Genomic DNA, 18,432 nt, shown 5'->3' with positions numbered 1-18,432 from the left:
TATGGTTATGTACGGATATTCCGTATTTACATCGACAATCAATGTACGTACATTGTATGAAAAAAGAGACCCCCGTCAAGAACGGCATGACCCGCAACCCACCTGGCAACGCCGTGCGCCCCACGCGCGCCACCCCGCGCAGCAAGACCCAGCCGCGCTATGCGTGGCTGCACCAGTGCCTGCTCAACGAGATCATCTCGGGCAAGTATCCGGTGGGCTCGCTGCTGCCCACCGAGGCGCAGCTCAGCGCCACCTTCGGCGTGAGCCGGCACACGGTGCGCGAGGCCACGCGCAAGCTGGTCGATACCGGCATGATCGTGCGCTATCCCAGCATCGGCACGGTGGTCACTTCCGCGCAGCCCGGCGCCAAGCTGCCCAGCTACGTGGCCGGGCTGGGGTCCATGAAGGACATCCTGGCCTATACCGACCAGACGCGGCTGGAGCTGTTCGGCGAGACGGTGGCGGTGGCCGACGAAGCCATGGCCGAGTCGCTGCGCTGCGAACCCGGCTCGAAATGGGTGGTGCTGCACGCCAACCGCTGCCTGGTCGATAACGGGCGCGTGATCTCGTATTCCCGCGTTTACCTGCGGCCCGAGTTCGCCGCCATCAAGCAGCGCCTGCGCGGCAACCATCCCAGCATCTTCAAGATGCTGCAGGAAGACTACGGCCAGGACATCCACCGCGTGCGCCAGCAGATCGAGGGCGCGCTGATGCCCGAGAACGCCCTGATCCAGCTGGGCCTGGAGCCGGGCAGCCCGGCCTTGCGCATGCTGCGCGCCTATTTCGATCCGGCCGAACGGCTGCTGACGGTCTCGGAGAACTTCTACATCGCCGACCGCTTCCGGCTTTCCACCGAATGGACCAAGGGAGACGACTGATGCGCTGCTAGTGGCTACTCCCGCAAGGGCAGGACACTGGCCTGGTCGCCGCCTTGCTCCGCCTCGCTGTATCCCATAACAACGAAGGAGACGACAGATGAAACGAGCATTGGCAGCATTGATGTGTGCAAGCGCCGTCCTGGCCGGGCCGGCGCGCGCGGACTACCCCGATCGCGGCGTAAGGATCGTGGTGCCCTTCCCGGCGGGCCAGACCACCGACGTGCTGGCGCGCACCATCGGCCAGCAGCTGACCGAGATGCTGGGCCAGTCGTTCTACGTGGACAATCGCGGCGGGGCGGGCGGCATCATCGGCATGGAGCATGCCAAGCGCTCGGAACCGGACGGCTATACCCTGCTGATGGCCTCCAGCGGGCCGCTGGCGATCAACATGGGCCTGTACAAGGACCTGCCCTACGACACGCTGCGCGATTTCCGCGCGGTGTCCATGCTGGTGGTGGTGCCGCAGTTCCTGGTCACGCGCACGGATTTCCCGGCCGACACGCTCGAAGGCCTGATCAAGCACGTCAAGAGCCAGCCCGGCAAGCTCAACTACGGCTCGGGCGGCTCGGGGCTGACCAACCACCTGACCATGGAAATGCTCAAGCGCGAAGCGGGCCTGAACATCACCCACGTGCCCTACCGGGGCGCGGCCGCCGCGCTGACCGGGCTGATGGGCGGCGACACCGCCATGATGTTCGAATCGGGCCCGGCGATCATGCCGCACGTGCAAAAGGGCACGCTCAAGGTTTTTGCGGTGGGCAGCCGGCGCGGCTCCCAGGCCCTGCCTGACGTGCCCACGGTGGACAAGGCCGGCGTGCCGGGCTTCGACGCGCAGACCTGGGCCGCCATGCTGGTGCCGGCCGGCACGCCCGACGAGGTGGTGCACAAGCTGAACCAGGCGCTGCACACCGCGCTGGAAAAGCCCGAGGTGCGCAAGCAGCTGGCCACGCTGGGCGCCGAGGTGCAGCTGAGCACGCCGGACCAGGCCCAGCAGTACATCCGTGACGAGATCGGCCGCTGGGCCGAGATCATCAAGGTCTCGGGCGCCAAGCCGGATTGACATGGGCGCGGCGCGCCGGCCAAGGGCCGGTGCGCCGCGCGGCGCGGCAGCCGCGAAGCGGGCCGGCTGCCTTAGCGCGGCAGGTCCGATTCGCCCATGAGGAACGCGTCCACCGCGCGGGCGCACTGGCGGCCTTCGCGGATGGCCCAGACGATCAGCGACTGCCCGCGGCGCATGTCGCCGGCGGCAAAGACCTTGCCCACGCTGGTGCGGTAGTCGTCGGTGTTGGCGCGCGCATTGCCGCGGCCGTCGCGCTCCACGCCGAAGGCCTCCAGCACGTTGGCCACCGGCGAGACAAAGCCCATGGCCAGCAGCACCAGGTCGGCCGGCAGCTCGAACTGCGAGCCTTCGATCTCCTGCATCTTGAGCTGGCCGGTGGCCTCGTCCTTGACCCATTCGACGCGGGCGGCCACCAGTTTCTTGACGCGGCCCTTCTCGCCTTCGAAGGCCTTGGTGGTGATGGCCCAGTCGCGCTCGCAGCCTTCCTGGTGCGAGGACGAGGTGCGCAGCTTGGCCGGCCAGTAGGGCCAGGTCAGCGCCTTGTTTTCCTGCTCGGGCGGGCGCGGCATGAGTTCGATCTGCGTGACCGACTTGGCGCCATGGCGGTTGCTGGTGCCCACGCAGTCCGAGCCGGTGTCGCCGCCGCCGATGACCACCACGTGCTTGTCGCGGGCCAGCGTCTGGCTGGACAGGCGATCGCCCGCCACGGCCTTGTTCTGCTGGCGCAGGAAGTCCATGGCGAAATGCACGCCCTCGAGTTCGCGTCCCGGCACGGGCAGGTCGCGCGGCGTCTCCGCCCCGCCGGCCATGACCACCGCGTCGAACTCGGCCATGAGGGCCTCGGGCGTCTTGACCGTCAGGCCGTCGGCGGCCTTGTCCTGCGGGTTGCCCACGTAGGTGGAGGGCGCGAACTCGACGCCCTCGGCTTCCATCTGCGCGATGCGCCGGTCGATCAGCGACTTTTCCAGCTTGAAGTCGGGGATGCCGTAGCGCAGCAGCCCGCCGATGCGGTCGCTTTTCTCGAATACGGTCACGGCGTGGCCCGCGCGGGCCAGCTGCTGGGCGCAGGCCAGGCCCGAGGGGCCCGAGCCCACCACCGCGACCTTCTTGCCGGTCTTGCGGGTGGGGGGCTGGGGCACCACCCAGCCCTGCTGCCAGCCGTGGTCGATGATGGCGTGCTCGATCGACTTGATGCCCACCGGCTCGCTGTTGATGTTCAAGGTACAGGCCGCTTCGCAGGGCGCGGGGCAGATGCGGCCGGTGAACTCGGGAAAGTTGTTGGTCGAGTGCAGCACGTCCAGCGCCTGGCGCCACTGGTTGCGATAGACCAGGTCGTTCCAGTCGGGAATGATGTTGTTGACCGGGCAGCCCGTATTGCAGAACGGGATACCGCAGTCCATGCAGCGCGCGCCCTGCTGGCGCGCCTGCTCTTGGTCCAGATGCAGCACGAACTCGCGCCAGTGCTTCAGGCGCTTGGCCGGCGCCTCGGTGGCCTCCGAGAGGCGCTCGAACTCCAGAAATCCGGTGACTTTACCCATGATGTCTTCTCAAATCCGTTCCATTGAACTTTCGATGGCGCCCGGCACCACCACTACGCATGAATCCGATGCCACACCGTCCGGGCCACGGTGGAGCCGGCTTTGCCGGTCCGCCCGTGGCGCCCCCGTGAGGGGCAAGCGCGCAGCGCTTCGGGGGTGGGCTCGATTCATGCGGCGATCAGCTCGCCGCTTGTGGCGCGCCACATTTCGGCCAGGGCGCGGCGGTATTCGGTGGGCATGATCTTGACGAACTTCTCGCGCGAACGCTGCCAGTCGCCCAGGATCTCGCGGGCGCGGTAGCTGCCGGTGGTGCGGAAGTGGTTCTCGACCAGGCGGCGCAGGATGGCCTCGTCGGTCTCGCGTTCGGCGCCGCGCTGCACGCTGTGCCAGATCTCGATCTTGCCCTGCGAGGCCTGCTCGTCGTGCGGCAGTACCGGCTCGAGCTCGACCATGGAAAGGTTCACGCGCTGGCGCAGGGTGCCTTCCGGATCCCACACATAGGCCACGCCGCCGGACATGCCGGCCGCGAAGTTGCGGCCGGTCGCGCCCAGCACCACCACCGTGCCGCCGGTCATGTATTCGCAGCCGTGGTCGCCCGTGCCTTCGACCACGGCGGCCGCGCCCGAATTGCGTACCGCGAAGCGCTCGCCGGCCACGCCGTTGAAGTAGGCCTCGCCCGAGAGCGCGCCGTACAGCACGGTATTGCCCGCGATGATGTGGTCCGGGCCGAAGCCGCGGAAGTCGTTGGGCGAGCGCACGATGATCCGGCCGCCCGACAGGCCCTTGCCGACGTAGTCGTTGCCTTCGCCCACCAGGTCCAGCGTGATGCCGTGCGCCAGGAAGGCGCCGAAGCTCTGGCCGGCCGTGCCGTTGCACTGGATGTGGATGGTGTCATCGGGCAGGCCCTCGTGGCCGTAGCGCGCCGCCACCGCGCCCGAGAGCATGGCGCCGATGGTGCGGTTGCGGTTGCGCACCGGCACGATGAAGGAGACTTTCTCGCCGCGCTCGAGCGCCGGCTTGCTGCGCTCGATCAGCTGGTGGTCCAGCGCGCCGGCCAGGCCGTGGTCCTGCTCTTCGGTCTGGCGCCGGCCCGCGTCGGACTGCACCTGGTGGAACACGCGGGTGAAGTCCAGGCCGCGCGCCTTCCAGTGCTCCACGCCGGGACGGGTATCGAGCAGGTCGGCGCGGCCGATCAGCTCGTCGAAGCGGCGGATGCCCAGCTGGGCCATGATCTCGCGCACTTCCTCGGCCACGAAGAAGAAGAAGTTGACCACGTGCTCGGGCTTGCCCTGGAACTTGGCGCGCAGCACCGGATCCTGCGTGGCCACGCCCACCGGGCAGGTGTTCAGGTGGCACTTGCGCATCATGATGCAGCCCTCGGCCACCAGCGGCGCGGTGGCGAAACCGAATTCGTCCGCGCCCAGCAGCGCGCCGATGACCACGTCGCGGCCGGTCTTCATCTGGCCGTCGGCCTGCACGCGGATGCGGCTGCGCAGGCGGTTGAGCACCAGGGTCTGCTGCGTTTCGGCCAGGCCCAGCTCCCAGGGCGAGCCGACCTGCTTGATCGAGGACACGGGCGAGGCGCCCGTGCCGCCGTCATGGCCGGCGATCACCACGTGGTCGGCCTTGGCCTTGGCCACGCCGGCCGCGATGGTGCCCACGCCCGAGGCCGAGACCAGCTTGACCGAGATCGAGGCGCGCGGATTGACGTTCTTCAGGTCGTGGATCAGCTGCGCCAGGTCCTCGATGGAGTAGATGTCGTGGTGCGGGGGCGGCGAGATCAGGCCCACGCCCGGCACCGAGTAGCGCAGCTTGGCGATGTACTCGGAAACCTTGTGGCCGGGCAGCTGGCCGCCCTCGCCGGGCTTGGCGCCTTGCGCCATCTTGATCTGGATCTGGTCGGCGCTGGCCAGGTATTCGGCCGTGACGCCGAAGCGGCCCGAGGCGACCTGCTTGATCTTCGAACGCAGCGAATCGCCGGCGGCCAGCGGCACGTCGGCGGCGATGCGCTCGGGCCCCAGCACCGAGGCCAGCGTGTCGCCGTCCTTGATGCCGGCGCTGCCGGTGCGCATCTCGTTGCGGTAGCGCACCTCGTCCTCGCCGCCTTCGCCGGTGTTGGACTTGCCGCCGATGCGGTTCATGGCCACGGCCAGCACCGAGTGGGCCTCGGTCGAGATCGAGCCCAGCGACATGGCGCCGGTGGCAAAGCGCTTGACGATTTCCTTGGCGGGCTCGACCTCATCGAGCGGGATGGCGCGGGCCGGATCGACCTTGAACTCGAACAGGCCGCGCAAGGTGAGGTGGCGGCGGCTCTGGTCGTTGATCAGCTGCGCGTATTCCTTGTAGGTGCGGTAGCTGTTGGCGCGCGAGGCATGCTGCAGCTTGGCGATGGAATCGGGCGTCCACATGTGGTCTTCGCCGCGCACCCGGTAGGCGTATTCGCCGCCGGCGTCCAGCGCGTTGGCCAGCACCGGGTCGTTGCCGAAGGCCGCGCGGTGCTGGCGCAGGGCTTCCTCGGCGACCTCGAAGATGCCGATGCCCTCGATCGTGCTGGGCGTGCCCGCGAAGTACTGGTCGACCAGCTTGGACTGCAGGCCGATGGCCTCGAAGATCTGCGCGCCGCAATAGGACATGTAGGTCGAGATGCCCATCTTGGACATGACCTTGTTCAGTCCCTTGCCCACCGCCTTGATGTAGTTCTTGATGGCCTTTTCCGGGCTGTCGGACATGGCCGCCAGCGATTCGAGCGCCAGGTAGGGGTGCACGGCCTCGGCGCCGTAGCCGGCCAGCAGGGCGAAGTGGTGCACCTCGCGCGCCGAGCCGGTCTCGACCACCAGGCCGGTATTGGTGCGCAGGCCCGCGCGGATCAGGTGCTGGTGGATGGCCGAGGTCGCCAGCAGCGCCGGGATGGCCACGCGCTCGCTGTCCACGCGGCGGTCCGACAGGATCAGCACGTTGTAGCCGCTTTGCACCGCATCGACGGCGCGCGCGCACAGCGCGGCCACGCGGGCCTCGATGCCTTCGGGGCCCCAGGCCACCGGGTAGGTGATGTCCAGCTCGTAGCTGCGGAACTTCTCGTGCGTGACCTGCGAGATGCCGCGCAGCAGCGTCATGGCCGCCTGGTCCAGCACCGGCTGCGAGACTTCCAGGCGCAGCGGCGGGTTGACGTTGTTGATGTCCAGCAGGTTGGGCTTGGGGCCGATGAACGAGACCAGCGACATGACCATCTGTTCGCGGATGGGATCGATGGGCGGGTTGGTGACCTGCGCGAACAGCTGGCGGAAATAGTTGTAGAAGGGCTTGGCGCGATGCGAGAGCACGGCCAGCGGCGCGTCGTTGCCCATCGAGCCGATGGCTTCCTCGCCGGTGGCGGCCATGGGTTCGAGGATGAACTTGTAGTCTTCCTGGGTCCAGCCGAAGGCCTGCTGGCGATCGAGCAGCGGCACCGGATTGGCCTCGTCGGCCGCGCCCTTGGGCGCGGGCAGCGATTCGAGCTTGATGCGCAGGCGGTCGATCCACTGGGCGTAGGGGCGGCTGTTGGCCAGCTGCGACTTGATCTCGGCGTCGTCGATGATGCGGCCCTGTTCCAGGTCGATGAGGAACATCTTGCCCGGCTGCAGGCGCCACTTCTTGACGATGCGGTTCTCGGGCACGGACAGGGTGCCGGCTTCCGAGGCCATGATGACCATGTCGTCGTCGGTGACCAGGTAGCGCGCCGGGCGCAGGCCGTTGCGGTCCAGCGTGGCGCCGATCTGGCGCCCGTCGGTGAAGGCCACGGCGGCCGGGCCGTCCCAGGGCTCCATCATGGCGGCGTGGTACTCGTAGAAGGCGCGGCGGCTCGCGTCCATCTGCTCGTGCTGCTCCCAGGCCTCGGGGATCATCATCATCATGGCGTGGGCAAGGGAATAGCCCGACATGGTCAGCAGTTCGAGGCAGTTGTCGAAGGTGGCCGTGTCCGACTGCCCTTCGTAGACGATGGGGTAGAGCTTTTTCAGGTCATCGCCCAGCACGGCCGACTGCATCATGCCTTCGCGCGCGCGCAGCCAGTTGAAGTTGCCCTTGACCGTGTTGATCTCGCCGTTGTGGGCGATCATGCGGTAGGGGTGCGCCAGCGGCCAGGCCGGGAAGGTGTTGGTCGAGAAGCGCTGGTGCACCAGCGCCAGGGCCGACACCGTGCGGGTATCGGCCAGGTCGCGGTAGTAGCGCCCGACCTGGTCGGCCAGCAGCAGGCCCTTGTAGACCACGGTGCGCACCGAGGCCGAGGGCACGAAATATTCCTTGCCGTGGGCCAGGCGCATGTTCTGGATGGCGTGGCTGGCGGTCTTGCGGATGACGTAGAGCTTGCGTTCGAGCGCATCGGGCACCATCACGTCCGAGCCGCGGCCGATGAACAGCTGGCGGATGACCGGCGCCACGTCGCGCACCGTGGGCGACATGGGCATGTCCGAATCGACCGGCACGTCGCGCCAGCCCAGCACCACCTGGCCCTCGGCGCGCACGGCGCGCTCGAGCTCCTGCTCGCAGGCCAGGCGCGAGGCGGTCTCCTTGGGCAGGAACAGCATGGCCACGCCGTATTCGCCGGGCGGAGGCAGGGTCACGCCCTGCTGGGCCATTTCCTCGCGGTACAGGGCGTCGGGGATCTGGATGAGGATGCCGGCGCCGTCGCCCATGAGCTTGTCGGCGCCCACCGCGCCGCGGTGATCCAGGTTTTCCAGGATCTTCAGGCCCTGCTGGACGATGGCGTGGCTTTTGCGGCCCTTGATGTGCGCGACAAAGCCCACGCCGCAGGCGTCATGCTCGTTCAGCGGCGAGTAAAGGCCCTGCGCGCGAGGCAGGCCGATGCGGCTGGCGTCGATGGGCTGGGCGGCCGGGCGACAGGATTCGGGGGCGGGGAGGTGAGGGCTGGACATATGCGCTCCGCAAAAGGCCGCAGCGACGATGCTGCAGTGCAGGGAAGGGGACGATACTGCGGCGGGGCCCGGGATGCAATGCAAATAATAAGGGTCGTTCCCTAATTAATTTAAAGAGAATTTCTCTCATTTAAAATAAGGGGACGCATCAAAATGCCTGAGAACCTCCTGGGAAAGACGCGCACGGACCGTTATGCACCGGGTTGGTGCGTAAAACGCACCCCAATGTTGCGTCCCCGATATTTTCCTGTCATGGCAGGGTGGGCTGCACGGTACCGGCGCGCAGGGTCGCGCCGCCCGGCGGTGGCCTGGCGCGCGGCGTCGATGCAACAGGATGCGGCGGCCTAGGCTTGCGGCGGCGGCGGCTGTTTGCGGGGGCGGCCGCGCTGGCCCGGCGAGACCCGGCGGCTGGCGGTGCCGGAAAGGCTGGCCAGGAACTCGGGGCTGCCCAGGGCCCATTGGCCGGCCAGGGTGCTGCGGATGCGCTCGGCCTGCTCGCGCGACAGGCCCTCGTGCAGGCGCCTGCGGTAATTGGCCTGGCGGTCGAAAGGCGTATTGCCGCTGGACCAGTAGTCGGCGTGGTCCTGGTGCCAGGCCGGCGGCGAGGGCAGCGAGCCCGTATGGGCGGCCGCCGAGGACCACGGCCAGGTCTCGATATCGGCCGCGCCGCTTTGCGCGGGCAGGGATTCGAGCCAGACCAGCGCCGGCAGCACCCAGGCGCCCGGCTCGATCAGGGCCGAGCGGTAGCGGCCGGCAAAGATCCGCCCGCCGCGCTGGCGCGAGGCCAGGTTGCGGCCCAGCGTCTGCATCAGCCGCGGCAGGCCTTCTTCGTCGGCCGGCGTGGCCAGCAGCACCACGCGGTCCAGGCACAGCACCCAGCCGTGCACGGCCACGCGGTGGCGCGAAGCGGCTTCGCCCAGCCATGCGGCCAGGTCGTTGAACAGGGGGGCCGGCGCCGGTTCGCCCGGCTTGGCCAGGGGTTCGGCGAAGCTGGCCTGGACCAGTTGCGGCAGGCCCGGCGCGTAAAGGCGAGGAAGTCTGGCCATGGCTGTGTTCCGGGGGGATTGCGCAAACGATAGAACAGGTTTGGGTGATTGACCAGTTAAATGGTTCCGTAGTCGTTACGACTTGATGGCAGCCGGCGCACTGCCAGGGGCGCGCCGTCCCGCGGGGGCGGCTTGCCCCGGCTTGCGGCGGGCGTGCGGCCAGTCACGCTATCATCGGGCTGAAACCGCGGCCCGGCCAGGCGCTGAAACCGCCTGTAGCACATGCGCCCGCCGCGCCGCCGCGCCCCCCATCAGGACTTCAACTAGGAGCACGCAATGAAGACCAAAGCCGCCATCGCCTGGAAAGCCGGCGCCCCCCTGACGATCGAAGATGTCGAACTGCAAGGGCCCAAGGCCGGCGAAGTGCTGATGGAGGTCAAGGCCACCGGCATCTGCCACACCGACTACTACACGCTCTCGGGGGCCGACCCCGAAGGGCTGTTCCCGGCCATCCTGGGCCACGAAGGGGCCGGGGTGGTGCTGGAAGTGGGCGCGGGCGTGACCTCGCTCAAGCCCGGCGACCACGTCATCCCGCTCTATACGCCCGAATGCCGCCAGTGCAAGTTCTGCCTGTCGCGCAAGACTAACCTGTGCCAGGCCATCCGCAGCACGCAGGGCAAGGGGCTGATGCCCGACGGCACCAGCCGTTTCTCCATCGGCGGCAAGCCCATCCACCACTACATGGGCACGTCCACCTTCGCCAACCACATCGTGGTGCCCGAGATCGCGCTGGCCAAGGTGCGCGATGACGCCCCCTTCGACAAGATCTGCTATATCGGCTGCGGCGTGACCACCGGCGTGGGCGCGGTGGTCTATACGGCGAAGGTCGAGGCCGGCGCCAACGTGGTGGTGTTCGGCCTGGGCGGCATCGGCCTGAACGTGATCCAGGGCGCCAGGATGGTGGGCGCGGACAAGATCATCGGCGTGGACCTGAACCCGGCGCGCGAGGCCATGGCCCGCAAGTTCGGCATGACCCACTTCGTCAACCCGAACGAGGTCGAGAACGTGGTGGACCACATCGTGCAGCTGACCGACGGCGGGGCCGACTACTCCTTCGAGTGCATCGGCAACACCAAGGTGATGCGCCAGGCGCTCGAGTGCTGCCACAAGGGCTGGGGCCAATCCATCATCATCGGCGTGGCCGAGGCCGGCGCCGAGATCTCCACGCGCCCGTTCCAGCTGGTCACCGGCCGCGAATGGAAGGGCTCGGCCTTCGGCGGGGCGCGCGGCCGCACCGACGTGCCCAGGATCGTCGACTGGTACATGGAAGGCAAGATCAACATCGACGACCTGATCACGCACACCCTGCCGCTCGAGCGCATCAACGAGGGATTCGACCTGATGAAAAAGGGCGAATCCATCCGCTCGGTCGTGCTGTACTGACGGGGCGCGCCATGCTTGAGCTGCTGAACGAGCATCGCTGCTTCGAGGGCGTGCAGCGCTATTACCGCCACGACTCGCGCGAGATCGGCCTGCCCATGAGGTTCTCGGCATACCTGCCGCCGCAGGCCGCCGACGGGCCCGTGCCCGTGCTGTTCTACCTGGCCGGGCTGACCTGCACCGAAGAGACCTTCGCCATCAAGGCTGGCGCCCAGCGCCTGGCCGCCCAGCACGGGCTGATGCTGGTCGCGCCCGATACCAGCCCGCGCGGGGCCGGCGTGCCAGGCGAGGACGATGCCTGGGACTTCGGCACGGGCGCGGGCTTCTACCTGGACGCCACCGAAGCACCCTGGCGCCGGCACTACCGGATGGAAAGCTACGTGGCCGGCGAGCTCTACGAGCTGGCCGGGCGCGAGCTGCCCGGCGATCCGGCGCGCATGGGCATCTTCGGCCATTCCATGGGCGGGCACGGCGCCTTGACGCTGGCGCTGCGGCACCCGGGGCGTTATGTATCGGTCTCGGCCTTCGCGCCGATCGCCGCGCCCATGCGCTGCCCCTGGGGCCAGAAGGCCTTCGCGGGCTACCTGGGGCAGGACCGCCAGGCCTGGCAGGCGCACGACGCCGCGGCGCTGATGAGCGCGGCCGGCGAGGCGCCTTTTCCCGGGGGCATCCTGATCGACCAGGGCCTGGCCGACCAGTTCCTGGCCGAGCAGCTGTATCCCGAAGCCTTCGAGGCCGCCTGCCAGGCGGTCGGCCAGCCGCTGACGCTGCGCCGCCACGAAGGCTACGACCACGGCTACTTCTTCATCTCGACCTTCATGCAGGATCACCTGGCCTTTCACGCCAGCCAGCTGAAGGCCCGTTGACGCTGTCCGCCCCCGCGCCGCGCCTTGCGGCGGGCTGCCGGCCCGGGGCCGTTGTCCGCCTTGGGGGGGCGGCCGGGCGGAAAAAGGAAACCGGCTTATGGAAACCGTAGCGCCTTTTCTCTGGATAGCCTTGCTTGCGGCGGTCCTGGCGATTCCCGGCCTGGCGTTCCTGCTGGGCACGGGCCGCCGGCATCGCCAGGACCGCTGGCGGCTGCGTCCGGTGCGCCGGCTGATCGGCCTGCTGCTGGTGGCGCTGGCCTGCGTGACGGCGCTGCTGGCCGCCTCGGTGGTGCAGTACGTGCGCCTGACCACCGATGCGCCGGTGGGCACGCTTGCGTTCAGCCAGAACCAGCCGCAGCAATTCGTGGCGACGCTGGCGCTGAACGGCCGCGAGCCGCGCTCCTATCCCCTGAACGGCGACGCCTGGCAGCTCGATGCGCGCGTGGTGCGCTGGCGCCTGCCGGCGCTGCTGGCGGGCCTGCCCCCTATCTACCGCATCGAGCGGCTGTCCGGGCGCTATGAAGACCCGGAGCAGGAGCGCACCGGCGCGCGCAGCGTGCACGACCTGCGCGAGTTTCCCACGCCGGACATCGGTTCGCTCAAGCGCCGTTTCGGCGCCTGGCTGCGCTTCGTGGACGTGCAGTACGGCAGCGCCGCCTACCTGCCCATGATCGACGGGGCGCGCTACCGCATCTTCATGGACCCGCGCGGCGCGCTGTTCGCCCGGCCCGACGATGCGCGCACGGAGCAGTTGCTGCGCGAGCATGGGTGGTAGGGTGCGGGGCGGCCGCCAGGGCCAGGTCGCCCGTGGCCCGCAGGGCGGTGTTGTCGCGGCGCAGCCGCCGGGCTATGGCGTGCCCAGCCCCGCGCGCAGTCCTTCCAGCCAACGCACCACGGCCACCGCGCCGCCATCGGGCACACCGACGGCACGCGTGCCCAGGTAGCTGGCGCGGCCCAGCCGGGCTTGCATCGCCGCGGTGGCCGCCGCCCCGTCGCGGGCGGCAGCGATGGCGGCATCGAAGGCCTGCAGGCCGTCCTGGCCGGCCGCAAGCGCCTGCTGCCAGGCCTGCGCGGCGGGCGCCAGCGCATCGACCATGGTGCGGTCGCCCGGCTTGGCGCCGCCCATCTGCATGACGGCCTGGATTGCGGCGGCAAAAGCAGCTTGCCATTGCTGCGGCGTGGGCCGGGCCTGGCCGGCCAGTTCGCGGCCCGCGCGCAGCAAGGCGACGGCATAGAAAGGCCCGGAACTGCCGGCGATGGTGCGGCGCATGGCCTGGCTCAGGGCGGTAAGCAGCACGTCCGGGGCGTGGAATGCCTGAGGCGGCAGGCCACGGATGGCCTGGCCCCCGCGTTCCATGCTGGCGCCCAGGTCGCCGTCTCCGGCCTGGCTATCGAGGTCCGTCAGCTCGGGCTCGGCGTCGATCAGCGCCTGCGCGGCGGCCAGCGCGGCGCGGCGCAGCGCTTCGGCCAGCGGGCCCGGCGGTACCGCCGCCGGCTCGCCGGACGTATCCGCCGGCCCGGCCAGCAGCGCGCGTTGCGCGGCCAGGGGTTCGGCGGCGCGCCAGGCAGGTGCGTTGGTGGGCGCGTCCAGCAAGGCCAGCAGCCGATCGTCCACGGGCAGCACGGTGAGCGAGCAGCCGGCCATTTCCAGCGCGGTCATATAGTTGCCGACCCAGGCGCGCTCGGGCTGCAGGCCCCGGGCGCGCAGGCTTGCCAGGGCGTGCCGGGCAACGATATTCAGTTCCATCGGCGGGGTGCCGCCCAGGCCGTTGACCAATAGCGCCACCCGTTGCGTGTCCGGGGGCAGCTCGGCCAGGATATGGGCCAGCATGTCCTCGACGATGGCGTCGGCGGGCTGGATGGCAGCGCGCCGCACGCCTTTTTCGCCGTGGATGCCCAGGCCGTACTCGATTTCAGTCTCGCCCAGCGTAAAGCTTGGCGTGCCTGCCGCCGGCACGGTGCAGGCGCTCAGCCCCACGCCCATCGACCCAAGGCTGGCGGCGGCGCGCCCGGCCAGGGCTGCGACCTCGGCCAGCGGCATGCCCTGCGCGGCGGCCGCGCCCGCTATCTTGTGCACGAGCACGGTGCCGGCGATGCCCCGGCGCCGCTCGGGGGGAACCAGGTCGCGCAGCGCCACGTCATCGGCGACCACCACGACTTCCACCGGTATGCCCCGTTCACGGGCCAGCTCGGCCGCCAGGCCGAAGTTCAGGCGGTCGCCGGTATAGTTCTTGACCACGAGCACGGCCCCGGCGGGCCCGGCCACGGCCAGGATGGCGGCAAGAATCGCGTCGACGCTGGGGGACGTAAAGACGTCGCCGGCGATCGCGCCGGCCAGCATGCCGGAACCGACATAGCCTGCGTGGGCCGGCTCATGTCCGCTGCCGCCGCCCGAGAGCACCGCCACGGGACGCTGCGCTGGCGGAGGCAATTCGCGTAGGGCAACGATGTTCTCGTCCCGCAGCAGCCCCAGGTGCGCGTGGGTATCCACGAGCCCCTCCAGCATCTCCCGCACCACGCGTCGCGGATCGTTGATCAGTTTCTTCATGCTTGCTCCTGTTCCGGCGGATAATGACGGATCGTACTTGTCAGTTTTATTCCTTATTTCGGAATAAAATTGGTTCACCGGCATTCTAGTCCCTGAAAAAGAATTTCCATAGCAAAAATCGCCGGTATCCCCGGTATCCGTCCATCCACCGCCATGAGCCCAGCCAAATCCGACGTCCGTTCCGCCGCCAAAGACGCCAGCGCCACTTCCTTCCTGAAAATGGCGCAAGTGCTTGACTGTTTCACCAAGGCGCGCAGCCGCCTGTCGGTGGGGGAACTGGTCGTGCTGACCGGCCTGCCGCGCACCACCGTGCACCGGATTGTCAGTTCGCTGCGCGAGATCGGCATGCTGGACCAGGATGGCCGGCGCCGCGACTATCGCCTGGGCTTGAAGATGTTCCATTACGGCAGCGTCGTGATCGGCACGCTGGACGTACACCGCCACGCGGGGCCCCACTTGCAGCAGCTTAACCAGCTCTCGGGCGAGATCGTGCACTTTCACATGTTCGACGGCAGCCAGATGGCCTGTATCGAGCGCGAGGTCATGAGCGGCAACCACATGACGACCCTGACTACCATCGAGGCTGCGCCGATCTATTGCACCAGCGTGGGCAAGGCCTTCCTGGCTTTCCAGCCCGAGCCGCTGATCCGGCGTATTTGCGCCGAGCAGGGATTGGTCAAGCATACCGCCAACACCATCACGGATATGGACCGGCTATTCGAGGTGCTGGCCGATATCCGCCGGCAGGGCTATGCCATCGACGACGAGGAGAACGCCGTGGGCGTGCGCTGCGTCGGGGCGCCGGTGCGCAATGCGGCGGGGCAGGTGTTCGCCGCCGTCAGCGTCTCCGGACCCACCGACCGCATGCCGGATCGGCGGCTGACCGGCCTGGCGCCCGTGGTGATCGACACCGCCAATCGGATCTCCGAGGCGCTGGCCTCCTAAGCGGCGCGGGCGTTGAGCCCGCGCCGGCCCCTGTGGTCGCATCCGGTCTCCCGGCCTGCCTGCCTACGCGTCGGCCAAGGCCCGGCCGAGGGAAGGCGCCGCCGTAAATTTATGCTGGAATAAAAATAACTGTTCGGATATTATATTCTGAATAAAGGGATAAAGACGGACGTCTGATCCGCCAGTCCTGTCCACTCACGGAGGAGTCCAATGAAACGCATAGCAGCCCTGTTCTGCCTGGCGCTGGCCGCGTCAATGCCCGCGCAGGCCGCAGAGTTTCCCGCCCGGCCCTTGACCATCATCGTGCCTGCCGGCGCGGGCGGCGGCGGCGATACCACCACGCGCATGCTGGGCCGGGAACTGGAGCGCATATTCCGCAAACCGGTCACCATCATCAACCAGGGCCAAGGCGGCGGCGTGGTGGGCCTGAACACCCTGATGCGCGCCCGTCCGGACGGCTACACGGTGGGCTTGCTGTTTCCCTACGCTGGCTACAAGTACGTCGGACAGGCGGATTTCAAGGCGGCCGATTTCACGCCGCTGGGCAATTTCAATGGCGATTCCGCCGCGCTGCTGGTCAACAGCCGCTCGCGCTTCCAATCCCTGAAGGAGGCGCTGGATGCCATCAAGGCCGATCCTGCCGCCTTTTCCGTGCATTGCAGCGGCGCCTGCGGCAGCGTCTGGGACGTGCCCGTGGCGGCGATGATGCTGGACTACGGCATCGACGTGGAGAAGGTGCGGTGGGTGCCCGGCCAGGGTGCCGCCGGCGGGTTGACCGAGCTGTCGGCCGGGGGGGTGGATTTCCAGACGGCCTCCCTGCCCGAGGCGGCGGCCCTGGCCTCGGCAGGCCACGTGCGCCCGCTCGCTGTCCTGAGCCCCGAGCCGGTGCCGGGATTCGAGGCGGTGCCGCTGGCCGGCCAGGCGCTGGGCAAACCGGTGGACGGCGGCACCTGGCGCGCGCTGGCCGGGCCGGCGGGCATGCCCGATGACATCGCCCGGGCGTGGGAACAGGCCATCGCCCAGGCCGTGCGCAGCGAGACCTTCCTGCAGGCCATGAGTCGCGGCAATTTCGGCGTGCGCTACCTCGACCGCCAGGCGCTGCAAGCCTTGATGACGCAACACGAGGACGAGACCGAGCGCGTCATGCGGGCGCTGGGTTACGCCGCCCGCTGACCGGTTTGCCCCAGGCGCGTGCCGGCCGGTAAGCGCCTGCCCGGCCGCACTTTCCGCGCGGAGGATGATGTGAAGGTCCATGACCTGTTTGTCGGTCTGTTCTTTGTGGCGCTCGGCGCCCTGGTTTGCGGGTATGCGGGTTCGCTGCCCGCGCCCCGCCATGTGGATTACGGTCCCGGTCTGTTTCCCGCGATCGTGGGCGCGGGACTGACCGCCACCGGCCTGGCGATTGCGCTCAAGTCGCTGGCCACGCTGCGCACCGCTGTGTGGTGGGTCCGGCCGCAATGGTCGCGCTCGCGCCTGCTGGCGCTGCGCTTCTGGAGCATCTTGCTGGCCTTGCCGATCTACATACTGCTGGCCGACACGCTGGGCTTTCTTCCGACTTCCACGCTGATCATGACGGCGATGCTGCGCCTGCGAGGCGTGCCGCTGGCGCGTGCCGTGCTGGTGGCCCTTGTCGTCTCGCTGGCCTTGACCCTGTTGTTCGCCTCGCTGCTGGGCGTGCCGCTGCCCTGGGGGCCATTGACCGATATTTCGGAGTACCTGATATGGTAGATGTCTCGACTGTCCTGGCCCAGGTATTCGATCCCTACCTGCTCGGCGTGGTGTTGGCCACCGCCGCCTACGGCCTGGTCATCGGCGCCATTCCCGGCCTGACGGCGCTGATGTCGGTGGCGCTGCTGGTGCCCATCGTCACACTCATGGACCCGATCCCGGCGGTGGCGGCCATCATTACCTGTTCCTCCATGGCGATCTTCGCGGGCGACATCCCGGGCGCGTTGCTGCGCATGCCGGGCACGCCCGCCTCGGCGGCCTATACGGATGACGCCCATGGCCTGACCCGCGAAGGCAAGAGCGCGGTGGCGCTGGGCTGCAGCCTGGTCGCTTCGGTGATCGGCGGACTGATCAGCGCGGTGGTGCTGATGGTGGCTGCGCCCTCGTTGGCCAGTATCGCGCTTTCATTCAGCAGCGTGGAGTACTTCTGGCTGGCGGTGGTGGGCCTGAGTTGCGCCATCTTCGTGGCTGGCCCCTCCCTGGTCAAAGGGCTGGCGTCCTTGTTTCTGGGTCTGGGGATCGCCACCATCGGGATGGATCCGGTGGGCGGCATACCCCGGTTCACCTTCGGCGATCCCAATCTGCTGAGCGGCCCCGGCCTGATTCCGGTGCTGATCGGCTTTTTTGCCCTGTCCGAACTGCTGCGCGGCAGCCAGCAAGCCGACGGCGCGCTCGCCAGTGCGCCGCGCGACGACACCAGCCTGTTGCGGATCATGCCCGGGCTGGTGTGGCGCCACAAGGTCGGCGTGCTGCGAGGCGGCGCGGTGGGCACGCTGGTAGGCACGATTCCCGGCGCGGGCCAGGATATCGCCGCGTGGATTTCGTACGCCATCACCGGCAAGGTCTCGCGGGTAGGCGCGCGCGACGACGATGCGGGCAGGCAGGAGCGGATCATGTCCGCCGGCGCCTCCAACAATGCCAGCGTGGGCGGGGCCTACATACCGGCCACCGTGTTCGGCATTCCCGGCGACGCGGTCACGGCCATCGTCATCAGCGTGTTGTTCCTCAAGGGGCTCAATCCGGGTCCCACACTGTTCCTGAACCATCCCGAAACGATCTACACGATCTTCGCCATCTTCTTCGTGGCCAACCTGGTCATGATCCCGCTGGGCGTGCTTTGCATCCGGGCATTCGGGCTGATCGTGCGCATTCCGGCCGCCTATATCGCTCCCTCGATCCTGATGTTCTGCATCCTGGGCGCCTTCGCCGTGGAGAACACGCTGTTCAGCGTGGGCGTCATCGCGGTAATCGGCATGCTGGGCTACATGATGGAGGCCAACGAGATTCCTTTCGCGCCGGCCGTGCTGGGCCTGATTCTCGGACCCATGATCGAGCAATCGTTCATGACCACGATGCTCAAGTCCTCCGGCGATCTGGCGGCGTTCGTGGACCGCCCCCTGGGTTTGGCGCTGGGCGCGGTCACGGCGCTGGCCTGGCTGCTGATTCTGGCCGGCCGGCTGATGCGCCGCCGCGGCGCGCGCCAGGCCTGATGTTCCAAGTCCGGCCCTGCGCGGGCCGCTCCCTCGATTTTCG

The 18,432-nt window shown here is 68.5% G+C and carries 13 protein-coding genes; 9 read left to right on the top strand and 4 right to left on the bottom strand.

Annotated elements, in window-relative coordinates; genetic code table 11:
• Positions 1-56 precede the first annotated feature (56 nt).
• Positions 57-878 (top strand): GntR family transcriptional regulator, encoded by an 822-nt coding sequence (locus V8Z80_RS04595; protein ID WP_336061149.1) that lies wholly within the window; start codon positions 57-59, stop codon positions 876-878.
• Positions 879-975: 97 nt separating this feature from the next.
• Positions 976-1,938 (top strand): Bug family tripartite tricarboxylate transporter substrate binding protein, encoded by a 963-nt coding sequence (locus V8Z80_RS04590; RefSeq protein ID WP_336061148.1) that lies wholly within the window; start codon positions 976-978, stop codon positions 1,936-1,938.
• Positions 1,939-2,009: 71 nt separating this feature from the next.
• Here the strand turns inward: V8Z80_RS04590 and V8Z80_RS04585 are convergent, their stop codons facing one another.
• From V8Z80_RS04585 to V8Z80_RS04575, 3 genes are all read right to left on the bottom strand, one after another.
• Positions 2,010-3,476 carry a glutamate synthase subunit beta gene (locus V8Z80_RS04585; RefSeq protein WP_155193244.1) on the bottom strand — a complete coding sequence of 489 codons (1,467 nt, stop codon included), beginning with the start codon at positions 3,474-3,476 and terminating at the stop codon, positions 2,010-2,012.
• Between the two features lie 167 nt (positions 3,477-3,643).
• The gene (locus V8Z80_RS04580) at positions 3,644-8,386 is read right to left on the bottom strand and encodes a glutamate synthase-related protein (RefSeq protein WP_336061147.1); all 4,743 of its coding nucleotides are present in this window, start codon (positions 8,384-8,386) and stop codon (positions 3,644-3,646) included.
• A gap of 344 nt (positions 8,387-8,730) precedes the next feature.
• Positions 8,731-9,432, bottom strand: a complete 702-nt coding sequence (locus V8Z80_RS04575) for a hypothetical protein (RefSeq protein WP_336061146.1) — start codon at positions 9,430-9,432, stop codon at positions 8,731-8,733.
• A 276-nt stretch (positions 9,433-9,708) separates the two neighbouring features.
• On the opposite strand from V8Z80_RS04575, the gene V8Z80_RS04570 reads away from it, so the two are divergent.
• From V8Z80_RS04570 to V8Z80_RS04560, 3 genes are all read left to right on the top strand, one after another.
• On the top strand, positions 9,709-10,815 hold the full coding sequence (locus V8Z80_RS04570; protein WP_155193250.1) for an S-(hydroxymethyl)glutathione dehydrogenase/class III alcohol dehydrogenase: 1,107 nt from the start codon (positions 9,709-9,711) through the stop codon (positions 10,813-10,815).
• An 11-nt stretch (positions 10,816-10,826) separates the two neighbouring features.
• The gene (fghA, locus tag V8Z80_RS04565; RefSeq protein WP_155193252.1) at positions 10,827-11,678 is read left to right on the top strand and encodes an S-formylglutathione hydrolase; all 852 of its coding nucleotides are present in this window, start codon (positions 10,827-10,829) and stop codon (positions 11,676-11,678) included.
• Positions 11,679-11,775: 97 nt separating this feature from the next.
• On the top strand, positions 11,776-12,453 hold the full coding sequence (locus tag V8Z80_RS04560; RefSeq protein ID WP_155193254.1) for a hypothetical protein: 678 nt from the start codon (positions 11,776-11,778) through the stop codon (positions 12,451-12,453).
• A 72-nt stretch (positions 12,454-12,525) separates the two neighbouring features.
• Here the strand turns inward: V8Z80_RS04560 and V8Z80_RS04555 are convergent, their stop codons facing one another.
• On the bottom strand, positions 12,526-14,226 hold the full coding sequence (locus V8Z80_RS04555) for a dihydroxyacetone kinase family protein (RefSeq protein WP_155193255.1): 1,701 nt from the start codon (positions 14,224-14,226) through the stop codon (positions 12,526-12,528).
• A 153-nt stretch (positions 14,227-14,379) separates the two neighbouring features.
• On the opposite strand from V8Z80_RS04555, the gene V8Z80_RS04550 reads away from it, so the two are divergent.
• The 4 genes from V8Z80_RS04550 to V8Z80_RS04535 all read left to right on the top strand — a co-directional run bounded on the left by V8Z80_RS04550 (position 14,380) and on the right by V8Z80_RS04535 (position 18,389).
• The gene (locus tag V8Z80_RS04550) at positions 14,380-15,171 is read left to right on the top strand and encodes an IclR family transcriptional regulator (RefSeq protein ID WP_336061145.1); all 792 of its coding nucleotides are present in this window, start codon (positions 14,380-14,382) and stop codon (positions 15,169-15,171) included.
• A 210-nt stretch (positions 15,172-15,381) separates the two neighbouring features.
• Positions 15,382-16,344, top strand: a complete 963-nt coding sequence (locus V8Z80_RS04545; protein ID WP_336061144.1) for a tripartite tricarboxylate transporter substrate binding protein — start codon at positions 15,382-15,384, stop codon at positions 16,342-16,344.
• A 69-nt stretch (positions 16,345-16,413) separates the two neighbouring features.
• The gene (locus tag V8Z80_RS04540) at positions 16,414-16,899 is read left to right on the top strand and encodes a tripartite tricarboxylate transporter TctB family protein (protein WP_336061143.1); all 486 of its coding nucleotides are present in this window, start codon (positions 16,414-16,416) and stop codon (positions 16,897-16,899) included.
• Positions 16,893-18,389 (top strand): tripartite tricarboxylate transporter permease, encoded by a 1,497-nt coding sequence (locus tag V8Z80_RS04535; protein WP_336061142.1) that lies wholly within the window; start codon positions 16,893-16,895, stop codon positions 18,387-18,389. The genes V8Z80_RS04540 and V8Z80_RS04535 overlap by 7 nt, the downstream gene beginning before the upstream one ends.
• The last annotated feature ends 43 nt before the right edge of the window (positions 18,390-18,432 follow it).

Origin of the sequence: Orrella sp. JC864 (assembly GCF_037026685.1) — a bacterium.
Classification (GTDB): domain Bacteria; phylum Pseudomonadota; class Gammaproteobacteria; order Burkholderiales; family Burkholderiaceae_B; genus Orrella.
This window is presented reverse-complemented; position numbering and strand designations above follow the sequence as displayed.

Bases quoted from the DNA above. Each gene is read 5' to 3' on its own strand.
- V8Z80_RS04545 (WP_336061144.1), top strand. From the start codon at position 15,382: ATGAAACGCATAGCAGCCCTGTTCTGCCTGGCGCTGGCCGCGTCAATG.
- V8Z80_RS04560 (WP_155193254.1), top strand. From the start codon at position 11,776: ATGGAAACCGTAGCGCCTTTTCTCTGGATAGCCTTGCTTGCGGCGGTC.
- fghA (WP_155193252.1), top strand. From the start codon at position 10,827: ATGCTTGAGCTGCTGAACGAGCATCGCTGCTTCGAGGGCGTGCAGCGC.
- V8Z80_RS04590 (WP_336061148.1), top strand. From the start codon at position 976: ATGAAACGAGCATTGGCAGCATTGATGTGTGCAAGCGCCGTCCTGGCC.
- V8Z80_RS04550 (WP_336061145.1), top strand. From the start codon at position 14,380: ATGAGCCCAGCCAAATCCGACGTCCGTTCCGCCGCCAAAGACGCCAGC.
- V8Z80_RS04595 (WP_336061149.1), top strand. From the start codon at position 57: ATGAAAAAAGAGACCCCCGTCAAGAACGGCATGACCCGCAACCCACCT.
- V8Z80_RS04585 (WP_155193244.1), bottom strand. From the start codon at position 3,476: ATGGGTAAAGTCACCGGATTTCTGGAGTTCGAGCGCCTCTCGGAGGCC.
- V8Z80_RS04535 (WP_336061142.1), top strand. From the start codon at position 16,893: ATGGTAGATGTCTCGACTGTCCTGGCCCAGGTATTCGATCCCTACCTG.
- V8Z80_RS04570 (WP_155193250.1), top strand. From the start codon at position 9,709: ATGAAGACCAAAGCCGCCATCGCCTGGAAAGCCGGCGCCCCCCTGACG.
- V8Z80_RS04575 (WP_336061146.1), bottom strand. From the start codon at position 9,432: ATGGCCAGACTTCCTCGCCTTTACGCGCCGGGCCTGCCGCAACTGGTC.
- V8Z80_RS04555 (WP_155193255.1), bottom strand. From the start codon at position 14,226: ATGAAGAAACTGATCAACGATCCGCGACGCGTGGTGCGGGAGATGCTG.
- V8Z80_RS04580 (WP_336061147.1), bottom strand. From the start codon at position 8,386: ATGTCCAGCCCTCACCTCCCCGCCCCCGAATCCTGTCGCCCGGCCGCC.